Here is a 15,487-nt window from a genome sequence, read left to right as displayed (position 1 = left end):
TGTGAAATTAATGAATTTAATTATTTTATATTAGCTATAAATGCTTAGTTTTAAATTCATGTTTTTTATCCATCACTTTTTATCAATAGATACTGTTAACGCGTCATGCGTTTGACGAATACGACAACGAATAAAGCGAGTGAAAAGCTCCCACAAAATGCTTCAACTGCTGCAATAAATCGAGAGAAACCAATAGGTGTTATGTCACCGTAACCTAGAGTCGTAAAGGTAACAACACTAAAATAAATGCTATTTAGAAATGCAAATAAATTGTCTTCAATAGAGTTAGAAAAATCTAATCTTATTAGCGTATCTTGATAATTCACCCCAAATAAAAAATAACAGAGTGCACAACAAATAATAAGCGACAAACTAAAACGAATGACATTCTCAGGCTTTTCGCCATAGCCGCATAACATATCGATAAAGCTTGAAGTTATTTGTTTACTTGAACCTTTAGGGTATTGCGCATGACGCATGCGCAATTCTTTATAAGTAAAGTTACCGGCAAGCTCAAATAGTCCTTGATTTTCAGAAGCTTTTCTTAAATTACGGTATATTTCTTCAGATTGTTCGAATAAGTCTCGTGCTTCTGAGTTGTGCTTATTCTTGCGGGCTTTAATGGCCGCCGTTTCTTGCAGTAATTGGTCGCCTAGCTCGATATTATCAATTCTGCTGTCGTTGAGTTTGATACCTAATAAGTTGGTATTTCTTAAGTCACAGTAATGCAAACTAGCACTGTGAAGGTTAGCTTTCATTAGTGAGGCATTAGCAATCTTATTATTAAATAAATGAGCGCCCGTTAAATTTGCTCGATAGAAGTTGCAGTAAGAAAGGTTATAGCCCTCTTCATCATCCTGTTTGATTAAGTTAAGCCCAGAAAGATTTGCTCGCTTTAATTGTAACCCTTCTAGTAAGCCTCCTTTTTTGGCATAGCGTTCTAATTTTTGGGTTAGATCTAGCCCTGATTTATCAAATTTACTATCATGCCAAAAGCAAAATCCAGAGCCCATATCTGTTTCTTGGCACTTGTTACCTGTTGGTGAGGTATAACTACAACATGGTTTGTCAGGCATAAGGATGAAAACTTATTTGTGAGTCATCTTTATAGATTAGCAGCTATTTAGCAGGGTAAAATGGAATCTCTCATTTTTTTATTAATTGAATTGGCTTACTTTTGTTGGATTACACCCTAAAGCGCAGTAAACGCAGAACAACCGTGGCAATTAAAGTTGCTGAGCAGAAACTCACTGTGTATGCGCCTTTTTATGTTCCACAAACTGAAATAGATGCCTGGCTAAACACTAAGCAAGATTGGGTCGCTGAACAAATAGCAAAGCAATCTATGCAAGCTGAGCGTCGCCAATTGCCATTAGTAAACGCCACTATTAAGTTGTTTGGGCAAAACGTCCCAATAGTATTCGGCACAGGCCCGAAAAACACTTGGCAACAAGATGCGCGGCCTCAGCTTACCTTACTAATATCATCACGTGTCAAACATCAAGAGGCTAACTACCTCGCTTTGCTTGAGCAGTTTATGCATGAAAAGCTTGAGAGCTATATCGAAATGCGAGTGCATGATTACTGCTTGCAAATGTCTGAGACGTTGCCTACAAAGCTTAAAATTCAACATTATAAACGTCGCTGGGGCAGTTGTAACAAACGCCGTGAGCTGACTTTTAATTTGCATTTAGCAAGTGCGCCAACCTGGGTGATTGATTATGTAGTTGTCCATGAGCTTGCGCATCTTTTACATATGAATCATAGCGCTAAGTTTTGGCAACGTGTGAGCCAGTTTTATCCAGACTATAAAAAAGCAGAGCAATGGTTAAAAGCGAATGGGAGCAGTTTGAGTTGGTAGATTAAGTTAGCGAGAGTAAAGCTAGAAAGAGTAAAGCTAGAAAGAGTAAAGCTAGAAAGAGTAAAGCTAGAAAGAGTAAAGCTAGAAAGAGTAAAGCTAGAAAGAGTAAGAGTGGTGGAGGGAGCTGGATTCGAACCAGCGAAGGCTGAGCCGTCAGATTTACAGTCTGATCCCTTTGGCCGCTCGGGAACCCCTCCACACAAATTTTTACTATTGCATTTGGCCCCACTTCACTGAGAAGAAAAGTGGTGGAGGGAGCTGGATTCGAACCAGCGAAGGCTGAGCCGTCAGATTTACAGTCTGATCCCTTTGGCCGCTCGGGAACCCCTCCAATGCAACGGCGCTGATAATAGCAAACTGATTATTTAAGTAAAGAAAAAAACTAAAGAAAAATGCATAAATGCCGATAACTGGTTAATCAAGAAACTATTTGGCTAAAGACTATGCAAATTGATGGTTTGTTGCTCACAGAGAGTCAACTCGATAATCGTCTAAATAAAAGTGTTCACGAGCACCGCTCTGGAGAGTTTGCTTTATTACTCGCAATGCTTTCTCATGATGCGCTCGATTTTAGCCAGTTCCACCTACCAAAAACTGAATTAAGCAATCCTGAAGTATCTGAGTCTGCTCTGCGTACTGAATTAGGTGCTGGCCCTACACAACCATTAGCTCCCGAACAGTTTGATATGCTAATTGGGCAAGAAAATGCATTTAGACTATTGCAAGGTGGTTTATCAGATATAAAATTACGTCATTGCTTAAATCCAGAGCCTTTGAATGTTCGTGATGATAAGCAACATGTGCCGCTAGAAGTGATTGATAACTGTGAGCCAGCAGTTAGAAAACGCTTTTATGAAAAAAACAAACCCGTTGAGCGCCCACAAATCGACGCTGCCGCATTTTATGATAGTCTTACTAATGAGGCGATACATCAACCTCTGCATTTGGCGACAGCTTAGCATTCGAGGCTTAATCGAATTGTCATAGACTATGAATAAACTTAATAAAAAGTACAGCTAAATTAAGATGCGCTTGTTATAATAGCAGTCTATGGCTTAATGCCATTGTCATTGAACCAAGTTACTAGGACTATAATGAAGAAAACATTCACGCTAAACCACGAGAAAATTAAATACCCTCGTATGGTTGATGCAGCCAAGCACGAAGTAAAAAAATACTTGAAACGTGAGCGTAATAAAACACTCCCAGCAGGTGCCGACTATTGGGCGTTTGACTGTAAGTTTGGTGAATCAGCGGATGAGGCCAATGTCGTTCACGTGGCAGAGATTAATAAATGTATTAGCGATATTGAAGCAAAAGAGCTTACATCGTTTTATGTTGAAATCTTAGCGCGTCCTGCACAACGTCAACATCAAGAGTTTGACGAAGAGTAATACGAATATCAGTTCGCAGTAATACTCTAAAACAATAAAGGGCCATCAGGCCCTTTTTAGTTTTAGTAATCAATTATCGCGCAAACGGATCGGCATTTATTTTTTCTATGTACCAATTGCCTTTTTTACGCATCATTTTCACACTGCGCATATCATCAATTTTCTTACCATTAAAATAACCCGTAAAAATCAAATTGATGTTGGCTTTATCGCCATACTGTTCGCGCAAGCTCATGTTAGTCATATCGACTTCAATCACCACTTCATCGTATTGCATATTGACTAAGTTGCGAGCGAACTGCCCAGCGGTACCATAAGATTTCATAATTCGCGCCATTTTCGGCGTGGCGTATTCCATCGCTTTATTTAAATCGTTTTGGTTATACAAAGCATCAAAATAGAGGGTCGCTACATTACCTGGGGTGTTTTTTTCACCTTTTGGTGCATCTTCAGAGCCGCAACCGGAAAGAATGCTGCTACTTAAAAGGATAAAAATTAAAAGTATATTTTTCATTGTTGTAGTTTTTCGAGTGAACTTAAAATAAAGTGTGTGACTAAATGAGCATGATGTAAAGTTAACTCGGTAAAATTAATAGTTTTATTTATTTAGGATAATAAAAAAGGATGCATGTTTGCATCCTTTTTAAAAACTAAGAGATTCTTGGTGATTACTGAACAAGCTCTTTATCGCTGAACTCTTCAGCAAATAATGGGCTTGATAAGTAACGCTCAGTTGCACTTGGTAAAATTACCACAATGTTTTTGTCTGCGTTTTCAGGTTTTTCAGCAAGGCGCTTTGCAGCAACTACTGCGGCACCTGAAGAAATACCCACTAAAATGCCTTCGTTTTTCATCAGTTCATGAGCCATGGCAATGGCATCTTCATTTGATACTTGCTCTGCAGCATCTACAACTTCTAAATCAAGGTTGCCAGGGATAAAGCCTGCACCGATACCTTGGATTTTATGAGGGCCCGGTTTAATTTCTTCACCAGCTAAAGTTTGGCTAATAACTGGCGAGTTAGTTGGTTCAACAGCAACCGATTGTACATTTAAGCCTTTCTCTAGTTTGAGGTAACGGCTAACACCTGTAATAGTACCACCAGTACCAACACCTGCTACGAAAATGTCGATTTTTCCGTCCATTGCTTCAAAGATTTCAGGACCTGTTGTTTCAAAGTGAATTTTTGGGTTAGCTGGGTTTTCGAACTGTTGTAAAAGAATGTACTTTTCAGGCTCACTTGCTTGAATTTCTTTTGCTTTTTGAATTGCGCCATTCATGCCTTTAGCGCCATCAGTTAAAACTAGGTTAGCACCTAACGCTTTTAATAATTTACGACGCTCAAGGCTCATTGTGTTAGGCATAGTTAGAGTTAGTTTGTAGCCACGAGAAGCCGCTACAAATGCTAGTGCAATACCTGTGTTGCCTGAAGTCGGCTCGATTAACTCTTTGTCTTTAGTTAAGACACCTGACTTTTCTGCTTCCCAGATCATTGAAGCACCAATACGGCATTTAACACTGAAGCTTGGGTTACGTGATTCTACTTTAGCAAAAACATTACCTGATGTTACGCGGTTAAGCTTTACAATTGGTGTATTACCAATCGTTAATGAATTATCTTCAAAAATGTTAGACATACTGTTCCCTTGGAAGCAATTTATTCAATCGTGATCAATGAGCTTAGGCTATTGATCTGTAATAGTCACACTTTACTGTGGTGAATAAAAAACGAAAGTAAAGTTTGGCTATAACATATAGCGAATAGGCTTAGATACCCAAACCATCTCAAGGTGCGAGTTTCAGTTGGAATTAATATAGTTTAGGAGCAAGCAAACAAAGTAAGGGGAGGGCGCACCAAAAGGTGCGCTGATAAGGTCTTAAAGCAACCAAGCGTAGCTAAATTTAGCAAATAACGTGCGCTGCTCTTTAGTCATTGATGACAGCTCATCATCTTGATAGCCATTATCAGAGTAACCAGCAAAGAATACAGTTTGCGGATTCAGCTTGTAAGAATACAGTAGCTGAGTGGCTAACTTTTTATATTGGCTATCAACATCATCTATGTAATTAGCCTGATTGCGTTCTAAATCGGTATAAATGACTGCAAGGCGTAAAAAGCTATTCACGTTGAATTGGTAAGTTAAACGCACATCACTTAAATTGGCGGTAAATACTTCACTGCCATCGGCTTCAAGTTGCTCATAAGTATGACGTAAACGCACTTCAAAATGCTTACCAAGGTTCATATTCAGCACAGGGCGTATATGGAACTTATCACCAACGCGGTTATTAGCTAAATCAACGGCATTACCTGTGTACATATATAAAGAAGCAAATACCCCAGCGGTGGGTTTAAAGTCACTGTACAAGCCAACGCCATTTTCGCTAAACAAGTCGGTGTTGCCGTCGATATCTAAACGTGATTTGTCGTGGCGAAGGCCAGTGCGATTACGATGCTCAACAGAGACCTCAAAAAAGCTTTGTAACGGGCCGCTGACTGAAAAGCTGGTTTGTGCTTCTTTTTCGAGAAGTTCATTATTTTCGTTGTGAGTAATATCCCAATCAGCATATAGGTTAGCGCGATTCCACCAATTGCCTTTATCGCCATACCAGCGGTATTCGCCACCAGTCGTAAACTTTTTAAAATCAACTTGTGAGATAAAGCCTAAGTCAGCTCTCATATCAGCATCGCGGTAATTATAATCGGCAAATGCGCGCCAGTACTTCTCGTCGTGTTGATACTTTAGGTAGTAACCAGTACCTGATTGCTGTTCTTTACTTAAAACACGAAGTACACCTTCGTTGTAGTCGCAGTCACCATTTAATTCACAACTCACTTGCTCGGGTTGTGAGCAGTTATCACCATCACATAACTCGTCGATAAAATCTTGGCTGTATTGCGTTTGTGACTTTAATACTTGCACTAAGAACACATCGTTTACTGTTGGTTTGTATTTACTATCCAAACTATAAACTGTGTTTTTATAGTCATCACTTTGTCTGTGTGTTGCAGTTGACCCAAGTGATAAGCCTGATTCAAAATCGTATCGATAACGCAGGGCACCGTTTTCACTTTTCTCGTCTAGGGCGACAAGAGATGAACCTAAATTGCCAGGGATCAACACATTGGTTTGCGTGTCATTGGCAATGAAGCCGGCAAATGTATGACCATTTTTGCTGCCGGTGATTTTCGTGCCGTAATCTGGCTGGGCAATATTACGGGTATGAATAAGGTTAAGTGTAGAGGCAAAGTAGTCAGCGTTATCTAAAAAGAAGGCACGCTTTTCAGGGAAGAATAAACTAAAGTTATTGTTCACACTCAATTGTGCAACATCTGCTTCAACCTGAGAAAAGTCAGGATTAATCGTCGCATTTAAGGTGATATCTGGGGTGATCCCCCATTTAACATCTAGGCTGGCTTCAGTATTGTTCTCTGACTCCCAATCAGCTACTTGAGCGCCATCAATATCACGGGTCTCATTTTTGCCAAGCACCAAAGATGGAATAATCGCTACGTTATTGCCTTGCTTTGCTTGTTCAAAGCCTTGGTAACTTGGCATTTGGCAAATCCAACAATTGTTCCCGTGGTCAATCTGCATATTTGAGATACGTAACCGTTCACTGCGCGGTAAAAAGCGTAAAAACTCCATTGCCATCGTTTTAGTCGCTACGCTGTCGTCAAAATTCAATACGCGTAATGGAATGGCCACTTCAACTGTATAGCCTTTATCATGAATAACACCGACGCTATCCCAAATACCATCCCATGATGAGCTTTCTTGCTTGGTTAGTTCATTTTCTATTGAGTCTTGCTGTACGCCAAGAGGATTAATAAAAAATTGATAGGCTAATTGAGAGTTATTGTATGAATCTATTTTTAGGCCAACTAAGTCATCATCCCAGGCGGCATCACGATCACGATAAAAAGCACGAATAAGTTCTGGGTTTGGGTCATTCGCTTCAAAGCCAATAAAAAGTGTTTCGCCATCCTCATAAACATAAGCGTGGGTGGTAACTGGGCTTTTACTGTTTTCGTAAGGCCAAGTAACGTTGTCTATGGTAATTTTTTTGGCACGTTGCCAACTTGGCTCATTGAGCTGGCCGTCGATTGTTGCTTGCTCCGCAATAAAAGGGAGGGTGACAGGTTGGCTGGTGGCCAAGGTAGTAAAAGGCACGCTCAATAGAGCGGCACTTAACATTGATTTATACATAAGCACTATACGGGTATTCAAAACTGCGAGCATGTTATTAATTTGCAACTTTGTTAACAAATGCAACGCGACAGGGCGCATATATTTACGTTCAAATTAGATTCTAACAAGCTGTGGTGGTAATTTGCGCAGTTAAACGTTAATTTGGCTGTTTTATAACAAAAGTAAACTAAAACGTGGTAAAAGATTACCACCTAAAAATTGAAGTGATCGTTATGAATTTAATTCTAAAATTAATTGCTGGTATTGTTGCCGGTATTTTAGTGGGCTTATATGTGCCACTAACAGGTGTTGAACTCCTTTACACAGTAAAAGAAATAATAGGTCAGTTGATCACCTTTACCATCCCGTTAATTATTTTATTTTTTATCGCATCAGGTATTGCTGGTTTACCAAAAGGGTCAGGCCACTTGTTAGGAAAAACAGTTGGCTTTGCATATGGTTCAACCGTTATTGCTGGAACCTTAGCTTTTTTACTTGTCAGCGCTATGATCCCATTGTTTGATGGCGGTTTAACGTTTGAAGCAGAAGTTGCTACCGAAGTGGGCAGCTTTATTGATTTAGAAATCCCACCTCTTATGAGTGTAATGACAGCACTTGCTGCGGCATTCATTTTTGGTATTGGTATGAGCCAGTTACAGCTTGATACGTTAAAGAAAGTATCTGATCAGGGCCGTGATGTGATTGATGGCTTGTTAGCAAAAGTAATTATTCCTGCGTTACCTTTCTACATTGCAGGTGTTTTCGCGGAAATGACAGTTGCTGGCACCGTGGTTGATACGCTGCAAACATTTGGTATTGTTTTGCTAGCTGCATTAATTATGCATTGGCTATGGCTTACTGTTTTATATGTATCTACAGGCCTTTTACTAAAGCGTAATCCTTTAGAGCTTGTAAAAAATATGCTACCCGCTTATTTTACTGCTTTAGGTACAATGTCGAGTGCAGCAACAATTCCAGTTTCACTTCGCTCAAGCAAAGCAAATAACGTAAAAGAAGATGTTGCTAACTTTACAGTACCTTTATGTGCAACTATCCATTTATCGGGCTCAACAATTACGATTGTGACATGTGCAATGGCTGTAATGTTCTTATCACCGAATATGGATGTACCATCGTTATTTGGTATGTTGCCATTTATTATGATGCTAGGCGTTGTAATGATTGCTGCTCCTGGCGCACCAGGTGGGGCAGTTATGTCGGCATTGGGTCTTTTAACAAGTATGCTTGGTTTTAATGAAGGTGCAGTTGCATTAATGATTGCACTTTATTTAGCACAAGATAGCTTTGGTACTGCCTGTAATGTAACAGGTGATGGTATCATTGCCCTATGGGTTGATCGTTTCAGCGAGAAAGCATCAGCTTAAATTTAATTAGTGAAACGATATTTTGATTTATCGTTTCACTTTTTCTGTGCTAATGTGGCACATTAAATTGTGCGAAAGCAGCTATTTGGTTATTTGAGGGTGTTCCATTGATTAATGTACTTTTAGTTGATGACCATGAACTTGTACGGACAGGGATCAGACGTATACTTGATGATGTTCGCGGTTTTAAAGTGGTGGGTGAAGCTAAAACCGGTGAAGAAGCGGTGCAATTTTGCCGTCAACATTCACCAGATATCGTGTTGATGGACATGAATATGCCAGGTATTGGCGGTTTAGAAGCGACAAAGAAAATCTGTCGTTATTGCCCAGATGTAAAAATTATTGTGCTTACTGTGCATTGTGAAGACCCATTCCCAAGTAAAGTAATGCAAATCGGTGCACACGGTTATCTAACTAAAGGTGCCGGTTCTGACGAAATGGTTAATGCCATTCGTGCAGTGAATGCAGGACAACGTTATATTGCGCCTGAAATTGCGCAGCAAATTGCGCTTGCCCAGGTAAGTGGGCGAACAGATGAAAACCCTTTCCAGAGTTTGTCCGAGCGTGAGCTGCAAATCATGCTGATGATCACTAAAGGTGAGAAAGCGCAAGACATCGCAGAGCGTTTGAACCTCAGTTCAAAAACGGTGAATAGCTATCGCTATCGCATGTTTGAAAAGCTAAATGTAGGGGGGGATGTTGAACTTACCCATTTAGCAATTCGTCATAAAATGATCGACATTGATAGCTCGCATTAATTTGCTCAATGTCTGATTTCGAACCAGCCCGTTTTTTAAAAACACTATCAAGTGAGCCCGGTGTCTACCGAATGCTTGATAGTGAAGGGCAAGTTATCTATGTCGGTAAGGCAAAAAATCTAAAAAAGCGTGTCAGTAGTTACTTCCGTAGCAATGTAACTGATAGTAAAACGCGTGTCTTAGTCAGTAATATTTGCGGTATTGAAGTCACCCTGACTAACACCGAAACCGAAGCCTTATTACTCGAAAACAATCTAATAAAAAAATATCAGCCTCGTTATAATATTTTGCTGCGAGATGATAAGTCATATCCATATATTCTGTTAACTGATCATAAGCACCCGCGACTTGCTTTTCATCGTGGTAGCCGAAAAATTAAAGGCGAATATTTTGGTCCATTCCCAAGTGCGGGAGCGGTTTCTGAAAGTTTGCGTTTAATGCAAAAAATTTTTCCGGTTCGCCAATGTGAAGATGCCTATTATCGAGCGAGAAGCCGTCCCTGTTTACAATATCAGTTAAAGCGCTGCTCAGCACCGTGTGTAAATAAAATCTCCGATGAAGAGTACCAACAAGAAGTTGATTTTGTCCGTAAGTTTTTGCTGGGTAAATCTCATGAAGTTATCGCCGATTTAGTCACAAAGATGGAGCAAGCAAGTAAAGAACTTAAATTTGAGCTTGCGGCCAAAGTCCGTGACCAAATCATGTTGCTTCGAAAAATGCAGGAGCAACAATCTATTTCAGGTAATCATGCCGAAATGGATGTAGTGGGTTTTGCGCATTTAAATGGTTTAAATGCGGTTCACTTATTAATGATCCGCGACCACAAAGTGCTAGGCAGTAAAACTTATTTCCCTAAAGTACCAAAAGACTCCGGTGAAGAAGAAATTCTAACCTCGTTTTTAGGTCAATATTATTTAGCACCCGGTGCAACGGGGCGCATTGCCAAAGAAATTATCTTACCGTTTTGTATTGAAGAAAGTGAGCCATTAAGCGAAGCGCTTACGGCAATCTCTGGACGTAAAGTGAGTCTAAAAGTTGCTAATCGCGGTGAGCGGGCACAGTATTTAAAGCTTGCTAATAAAAATGCACTTAACAGCATTAGTGTTAAGCAAAGCACGCAGGATTCAATCAACAAACGTTACGCACAATTAAAAGAAACATTACGTCTCGATGATATTAATCGCATGGAATGTTTTGATATCAGCCATACAATGGGTGAAAACACGGTAGCAAGTTGTGTGGTGTTTGATTCGCAAGGGCCTAATAATAAAGAATATCGTCGATTTAATGTTACTGGTATCACCGGCGGTGATGATTATGCTGCGATGGAATTTGCACTTAATAAACGCTACAACAAAGTAGTCGATGAAGAAAAAATTCCAGATGTCATCTTCATCGATGGTGGTAAAGGTCAATTATCTCGTGCTGAGCAATATTTTGAAAACTGGCCGCATAATAAAATGCCATTGCTGGTGGGTGTTGCAAAAGGTACTAGCCGAAAACCAGGTTTAGAAACGCTATTAATTGATGGCGGACGTAAAACAATACCACTTGATTCAGATGCACCAGCGCTGCATTTAATTCAGCATATTCGTGATGAGTCGCACCGTTTTGCCATTGCAGGGCATCGTAATAAACGACAAAAACAACGCACACAATCATTGTTAGAAGAAATTACCGGCGTAGGACAAAAGCGCCGACAAGCATTATTAAAATATTTAGGGGGCATGCAAGGGGTAAAAGCTGCTAATATAGACCAATTAAAACAAGTTCCTGGGATCAGCCCTGAAATGGCTGAAAAGATATTTAATCATTTGCATGACAAGGCGTAGCCTTCGTGCGAATATAGAAAAAAAGACATCTCCAAGTAGTTATGTGGAATATTCCAAACACACTCACAACCTTTAGACTTTTTCTTATCCCCATTTTTTTGGTGATATTTTATTTGCCTTTCTCATGGGCGTTTTTCGCAGCTGCGTTTGTTTTCTGGCTTGCGTCAATCACAGATATCCTTGATGGCTATCTAGCGCGTCGTTTAAATCAGTCAACGCCATTTGGTGCGTTCTTAGATCCGGTTGCAGATAAAGTAATGGTGTGTGCGGCACTGGTTGCTTTATCGAGTCATTATCAAACCTTGTATATGACTATTCCGGCATTAGTGATTATTAGCCGTGAAATTGTTATTTCTGCTTTACGCGAATGGATGGCAGAGCAGGGTAAACGTGACAACGTAGCTGTATCAAACATGGGCAAGTTTAAAACTGCGGCACAAATGCTAGCCATTATTGGTTTGATTTGGCAGTTTGATACATGGATGATCTACTTAAGTTATGGTCTTTTATACATTGCAACATTCTTAACGCTTAGTTCTATGTTGCAGTATTTAATAGCGGCATGGTCAGAATTGACCAAAAATTGATCCTAAACGTTTAATTACACACCGTTTTAGATAAAAAATAAGCAAACAGTTCAAAACTAGCATTTTTTATATTGACGCGTTTAATAATCTCTGTAGAATGCGTCCGTGTTGAGAGGGCATAGCCCCCAAGATAAAGAAAGCGGCACTAGCTCAGTTGGTAGAGCGCAACCTTGCCAAGGTTGAGGTCACGAGTTCGAGCCTCGTGTGCCGCTCCAATTATCTAATTTGGCGGAATGGCAGAGTGGCCATGCAGCGGATTGCAAATCCGTCTACCTCGGTTCGACTCCGGGTTCCGCCTCCATTCAACACTCCACGCGCTCTATGAGCAACCCGATGCCCGGGTGGTGGAATTGGTAGACACAAGGGATTTAAAATCCCTCGCTGGTAACAGCGTGCCGGTTCAAGTCCGGCCCCGGGCACCATTTTGTGGTTAACTACAATACCAAATGTAGTTATAAAAATAATATTAGAGTTAATATGATGCGGCACTAGCTCAGTTGGTAGAGCGCAACCTTGCCAAGGTTGAGGTCACGAGTTCGAGCCTCGTGTGCCGCTCCATATTAGCTTTATCCACTTGCTTTAAATAGCAAACCCGATGCCCGGGTGGTGGAATTGGTAGACACAAGGGATTTAAAATCCCTCGCTGGTAACAGCGTGCCGGTTCAAGTCCGGCCCCGGGCACCATTTTGATAAAGAAAAATTTGCGGCACTAGTTCAGTTGCCAGAACGTTATCATCGCAACCCCAAGGTTGTGCACCAACGGACAAAATACTGAAAGAAACAAATTTGCGGCACTAGCTCAGTTGGTAGAGCGCAACCTTGCCAAGGTTGAGGTCACGAGTTCGAGCCTCGTGTGCCGCTCCAATTATTTGGAAGCGATAAGGCGGAATGGCAGAGTGGCCATGCAGCGGATTGCAAATCCGTCTACCTCGGTTCGACTCCGGGTTCCGCCTCCATATAATACTCCACATGCTCTTTGGAGCGACCCGATGCCCGGGTGGTGGAATTGGTAGACACAAGGGATTTAAAATCCCTCGCTGGTAACAGCGTGCCGGTTCAAGTCCGGCCCCGGGCACCATTTATATAAAATACCTCTTCTCTATTTCATTTTTATTTCTTTTTTTAACCTCATCTAACTATTTTTTTATTGCCAAAATAGCTCTATAGTTTCCTTAGTCTTTTTAAATAAGCAAATGCGTTTTCAAGTTTTCAGCACTACTGAATTCACTAAATAGGATCAAGGAAAGAGAATGGAGCAATTTAAACGTGGCTTAAATCAGTTCTGGGTAGGCGCAGTATTTGGTCTTTGTCTAGCGATCTCGTTAGTACTTATTCCTGTTGCGATTATTATGTCGAACATTAACGACGTACTTAAAATTCATGAGGTGAGCGTGCTTGTTGATAAAGTATCGACCGTCTTCGATAAATCAGAACAAGTAATTAGTAATGCCAAAGCAGCGCTAACCGATTTTGATAATGACGTGGTGATGGATATGCTTAATGCTGTGCAATCTTATCAGCAACAATCGCAGCCATTACTAACCGCAGAGCAAAAACAAGCATTAAAAGCGCAAATTAAAGATCAGCTTGTTACTAAGCTTGAGTTAAAGCTTAACGAGCAACAAATTACATTCATATTGTCTGTTTTCGAAAAGTTAACAAATACAAAAAAGGGAGCACAAACGCTCCCTAAATAAGAATTTACTTAACTAGATTATTTACGCCATGCGCCTTTAGGAATGGTTTGATCTAGCTTTTTGTTTTGCGAAGGATCAAAAGTAGGTAATTTACCTGCCTTACGTTGGGTGTTGTAATCCTTCGCGAGCCAAATAACGACGCCCGATAACATAAACAAAGCGATGACGTTAACGATAGCCATTAGACCCATAGAGACATCGGCAAGGGTCCATACTAGTGGTAATTCTCCAAGCGCACCAAACATCACCATACCAAGTACCAGTAATCGGAAGATCAACATACCCGATGCATGGTTATGCTCTAAGAACAATAAATTGGTTTCGGCATAAGAATAATTAGCAACAATCGAGGTAAATGCAAAAAACAAAATTGCAATTGCAACAAAGGTGGCACCCCAGCTACCAACATGTTCTTCAAGGGCAGCTTGTGTTAACGCAATGCCAGTCACACCTGAATCAGGTATAAGCTGTTGTGATAATAAAATAAGGGCTGCAGTTGCAGTACATATAATAATTGTATCTACAAATACGCCGAGCATTTGTACATAACCTTGTGAGGCTGGGTGCGGTGGGTTAGGTGTTGCCGTTGCAGCAGCATTTGCAGCGCTACCCATACCAGCTTCATTAGAGAATAAGCCACGCTTAATACCCTGGATCATGGCCTGCATTACACCATAACCTATTGCACCCGCACCCGCTTGCTCGATACCAAAGGCACTATTAATAACATGCATAAATACATTAGGTAATAAATCATAGTTTATGGCACATACATAAAGTGCAACTAACAAATAAGCCAGCGCCATAAATGGCACAACCATTTCTGCAAAACGTGAAATAGTTTTTAAGCCACCAAAAATGATAATACCTGACCCTAATACTAAGCCGATGCCTACAACATAGTTTGGAATACCAAATGCAACATTAAATGCAGCAGCAATAGAGTTTGATTGAACAGCATTAAATACCAAGCCAAAAGCAAGAATAAGGCAAAGAGAAAAGATCACACCCATCCAGCGTTTACCTAACCCATATTCCATATAATAAGCAGGGCCACCACGAAAGTTGCCATCTTCATCGACCGTTTTATATGCCTGAGCAAGGGTACTCTCGGCAAAACTTGTCGCCATACCTATTAATGCAATAAGCCACATCCAGAAAATTGCACCGGCTCCGCCTAAATAAAGTGCAACGGCAACACCTGCCATATTACCCGTACCAACTCGCGCAGCTAAAGAAGTACAAAAAGCTTGGAATGAAGAAATGCCATCACCAGAACCTTGGCGGCTCTGAAACATCACTTTGATCATATGTGGGAATTGAGTGAATTGAATAAAACCGAGTCGAAGAGTGAAAAATAGCCCCGCAGCTATTAAAAGGTAAACCAGAATGTGACCCCAAAGGAGACCACTTATACTATTTATAATGTCTGTCATTTTTCTTGCCTTGTGAGCGAGTGGAAAATCTGCGGCGCAAGTTACCATAACAAGCGAGGAGAGTTTAGTTATTCTGCTAAAAAACATCAGTTATCCACAGGTGTTTGTGGGTAACTTGTTTGCATTTGGTGGGTATGTGATTAATTTGAAAATATTCAAAAAAACCTTCAAAAAGTTCTTGCGTTAAAAATCCATCTCCCTATAATGCGCATCCACTGACACGGCGGGCAGCAATGAAAAGCGCTGAACAAAGTGACACAGAGTTAAGTAAAACTTCGGTTTAAAACGGTCTAAAAAGAAAGTTTAAAATTAAGTGTTGACTCGAAAAATTAAGGATGTATTAT

Annotated in this window: 13 protein-coding genes and 10 tRNA genes; 16 read left to right on the top strand and 7 right to left on the bottom strand. The window is 40.4% G+C overall.

The genetic code is table 11. The features are described 5' to 3' along the window. Positions 1–95: 95 nt before the first annotated feature. Complete coding sequence (locus tag IRQ78_RS17620; RefSeq protein WP_054553653.1) at positions 96–1,076, bottom strand: ion channel; 981 nt, start codon at positions 1,074–1,076, stop codon at positions 96–98. 104 nt (positions 1,077–1,180) lie between these two features. On the opposite strand from IRQ78_RS17620, the gene IRQ78_RS17615 reads away from it, so the two are divergent. Next, positions 1,181–1,861: a M48 family metallopeptidase gene (locus IRQ78_RS17615; RefSeq protein ID WP_194442810.1), complete on the top strand. Its 681-nt coding sequence runs from the start codon at positions 1,181–1,183 to the stop codon at positions 1,859–1,861. A gap of 112 nt (positions 1,862–1,973) precedes the next feature. On the opposite strand, the gene IRQ78_RS17610 is transcribed toward IRQ78_RS17615, so the two are convergent. After that, positions 1,974–2,058: transfer RNA gene (locus tag IRQ78_RS17610), tRNA-Tyr, on the bottom strand. Between the two features lie 49 nt (positions 2,059–2,107). Next, positions 2,108–2,192, bottom strand: a tRNA-Tyr gene (locus IRQ78_RS17605). Positions 2,193–2,304: 112 nt separating this feature from the next. Here IRQ78_RS17605 and IRQ78_RS17600 point away from each other — a divergent pair. Further along, on the top strand, positions 2,305–2,820 hold the full coding sequence (locus tag IRQ78_RS17600; RefSeq protein ID WP_054553651.1) for a VC2046/SO_2500 family protein: 516 nt from the start codon (positions 2,305–2,307) through the stop codon (positions 2,818–2,820). 135 nt (positions 2,821–2,955) lie between these two features. Next, positions 2,956–3,255, top strand: coding sequence for a DUF6172 family protein (locus IRQ78_RS17595; protein WP_054553650.1), 300 nt, complete (start codon positions 2,956–2,958; stop codon positions 3,253–3,255). A 73-nt stretch (positions 3,256–3,328) separates the two neighbouring features. Here the strand turns inward: IRQ78_RS17595 and IRQ78_RS17590 are convergent, their stop codons facing one another. The 3 genes from IRQ78_RS17590 to IRQ78_RS17580 all read right to left on the bottom strand — a co-directional run bounded on the left by IRQ78_RS17590 (position 3,329) and on the right by IRQ78_RS17580 (position 7,466). Continuing rightward, positions 3,329–3,769, bottom strand: coding sequence for a hypothetical protein (locus tag IRQ78_RS17590; protein WP_138618601.1), 441 nt, complete (start codon positions 3,767–3,769; stop codon positions 3,329–3,331). A gap of 154 nt (positions 3,770–3,923) precedes the next feature. After that, positions 3,924–4,892 carry a cysteine synthase A gene (cysK, locus tag IRQ78_RS17585; protein WP_054553648.1) on the bottom strand — a complete coding sequence of 323 codons (969 nt, stop codon included), beginning with the start codon at positions 4,890–4,892 and terminating at the stop codon, positions 3,924–3,926. Positions 4,893–5,132: 240 nt separating this feature from the next. Further along, positions 5,133–7,466 carry a carbohydrate binding family 9 domain-containing protein gene (locus IRQ78_RS17580; protein ID WP_194442809.1) on the bottom strand — a complete coding sequence of 778 codons (2,334 nt, stop codon included), beginning with the start codon at positions 7,464–7,466 and terminating at the stop codon, positions 5,133–5,135. A gap of 215 nt (positions 7,467–7,681) precedes the next feature. Here IRQ78_RS17580 and IRQ78_RS17575 point away from each other — a divergent pair, with 215 nt between their 5' ends. From IRQ78_RS17575 to IRQ78_RS17515, 13 genes are all read left to right on the top strand, one after another. Next, positions 7,682–8,833 (top strand): dicarboxylate/amino acid:cation symporter, encoded by a 1,152-nt coding sequence (locus IRQ78_RS17575; protein ID WP_054553767.1) that lies wholly within the window; start codon positions 7,682–7,684, stop codon positions 8,831–8,833. A 107-nt stretch (positions 8,834–8,940) separates the two neighbouring features. Beyond that, entirely contained in the window at positions 8,941–9,591 is a 651-nt protein-coding gene (gene uvrY / locus IRQ78_RS17570) for a UvrY/SirA/GacA family response regulator transcription factor (RefSeq protein ID WP_054553647.1), read from the top strand. Positions 9,592–9,599: 8 nt separating this feature from the next. Beyond that, positions 9,600–11,423, top strand: coding sequence for an excinuclease ABC subunit UvrC (uvrC, locus tag IRQ78_RS17565; RefSeq protein WP_166339742.1), 1,824 nt, complete (start codon positions 9,600–9,602; stop codon positions 11,421–11,423). Positions 11,424–11,464: 41 nt separating this feature from the next. Next, positions 11,465–12,010, top strand: a complete 546-nt coding sequence (gene pgsA / locus IRQ78_RS17560) for a CDP-diacylglycerol--glycerol-3-phosphate 3-phosphatidyltransferase (protein ID WP_063707169.1) — start codon at positions 11,465–11,467, stop codon at positions 12,008–12,010. A gap of 139 nt (positions 12,011–12,149) precedes the next feature. Beyond that, a tRNA-Gly gene (locus tag IRQ78_RS17555) sits at positions 12,150–12,225 on the top strand. A 12-nt stretch (positions 12,226–12,237) separates the two neighbouring features. Beyond that, positions 12,238–12,311 (top strand) — tRNA-Cys (locus IRQ78_RS17550). Positions 12,312–12,345: 34 nt separating this feature from the next. Continuing rightward, positions 12,346–12,432: transfer RNA gene (locus IRQ78_RS17545), tRNA-Leu, on the top strand. A gap of 60 nt (positions 12,433–12,492) precedes the next feature. After that, positions 12,493–12,568 (top strand) — tRNA-Gly (locus IRQ78_RS17540). A 39-nt stretch (positions 12,569–12,607) separates the two neighbouring features. Further along, positions 12,608–12,694: transfer RNA gene (locus IRQ78_RS17535), tRNA-Leu, on the top strand. Positions 12,695–12,798: 104 nt separating this feature from the next. Then, positions 12,799–12,874 (top strand) — tRNA-Gly (locus tag IRQ78_RS17530). Positions 12,875–12,892: 18 nt separating this feature from the next. After that, a tRNA-Cys gene (locus IRQ78_RS17525) sits at positions 12,893–12,966 on the top strand. A gap of 35 nt (positions 12,967–13,001) precedes the next feature. Then, positions 13,002–13,088, top strand: a tRNA-Leu gene (locus IRQ78_RS17520). A 172-nt stretch (positions 13,089–13,260) separates the two neighbouring features. Continuing rightward, the gene (locus tag IRQ78_RS17515) at positions 13,261–13,707 is read left to right on the top strand and encodes a hypothetical protein (protein WP_194442808.1); all 447 of its coding nucleotides are present in this window, start codon (positions 13,261–13,263) and stop codon (positions 13,705–13,707) included. Between the two features lie 17 nt (positions 13,708–13,724). Here IRQ78_RS17515 and IRQ78_RS17510 read toward each other — a convergent pair whose 3' ends face one another. Next, entirely contained in the window at positions 13,725–15,143 is a 1,419-nt protein-coding gene (locus IRQ78_RS17510; protein WP_194442807.1) for an alanine/glycine:cation symporter family protein, read from the bottom strand. Positions 15,144–15,487 lie beyond the last annotated feature (344 nt).

It is taken from the genome of Pseudoalteromonas simplex (assembly GCF_015278155.1).
Classification (GTDB): Bacteria; Pseudomonadota; Gammaproteobacteria; order Enterobacterales; family Alteromonadaceae; genus Pseudoalteromonas; species Pseudoalteromonas simplex.
The sequence above is the reverse complement of the archived record's forward strand: the minus strand, read 5'-3'. Positions and strand labels throughout refer to the sequence as shown.

Excerpts from the sequence above, each read along its gene's own strand:
- IRQ78_RS17620 (WP_054553653.1), bottom strand. The coding sequence starts at position 1,076 with ATGCCTGACAAACCATGTTGTAGTTATACCTCACCAACAGGTAACAAG.
- IRQ78_RS17600 (WP_054553651.1), top strand. The coding sequence starts at position 2,305 with ATGCAAATTGATGGTTTGTTGCTCACAGAGAGTCAACTCGATAATCGT.
- IRQ78_RS17595 (WP_054553650.1), top strand. The coding sequence starts at position 2,956 with ATGAAGAAAACATTCACGCTAAACCACGAGAAAATTAAATACCCTCGT.
- IRQ78_RS17590 (WP_138618601.1), bottom strand. The coding sequence starts at position 3,769 with ATGAAAAATATACTTTTAATTTTTATCCTTTTAAGTAGCAGCATTCTT.
- cysK (WP_054553648.1), bottom strand. The coding sequence starts at position 4,892 with ATGTCTAACATTTTTGAAGATAATTCATTAACGATTGGTAATACACCA.
- IRQ78_RS17580 (WP_194442809.1), bottom strand. The coding sequence starts at position 7,466 with ATGTATAAATCAATGTTAAGTGCCGCTCTATTGAGCGTGCCTTTTACT.
- IRQ78_RS17575 (WP_054553767.1), top strand. The coding sequence starts at position 7,682 with ATGAATTTAATTCTAAAATTAATTGCTGGTATTGTTGCCGGTATTTTA.
- uvrC (WP_166339742.1), top strand. The coding sequence starts at position 9,600 with ATGTCTGATTTCGAACCAGCCCGTTTTTTAAAAACACTATCAAGTGAG.
- pgsA (WP_063707169.1), top strand. The coding sequence starts at position 11,465 with ATGTGGAATATTCCAAACACACTCACAACCTTTAGACTTTTTCTTATC.
- IRQ78_RS17515 (WP_194442808.1), top strand. The coding sequence starts at position 13,261 with ATGGAGCAATTTAAACGTGGCTTAAATCAGTTCTGGGTAGGCGCAGTA.
- IRQ78_RS17510 (WP_194442807.1), bottom strand. The coding sequence starts at position 15,143 with ATGACAGACATTATAAATAGTATAAGTGGTCTCCTTTGGGGTCACATT.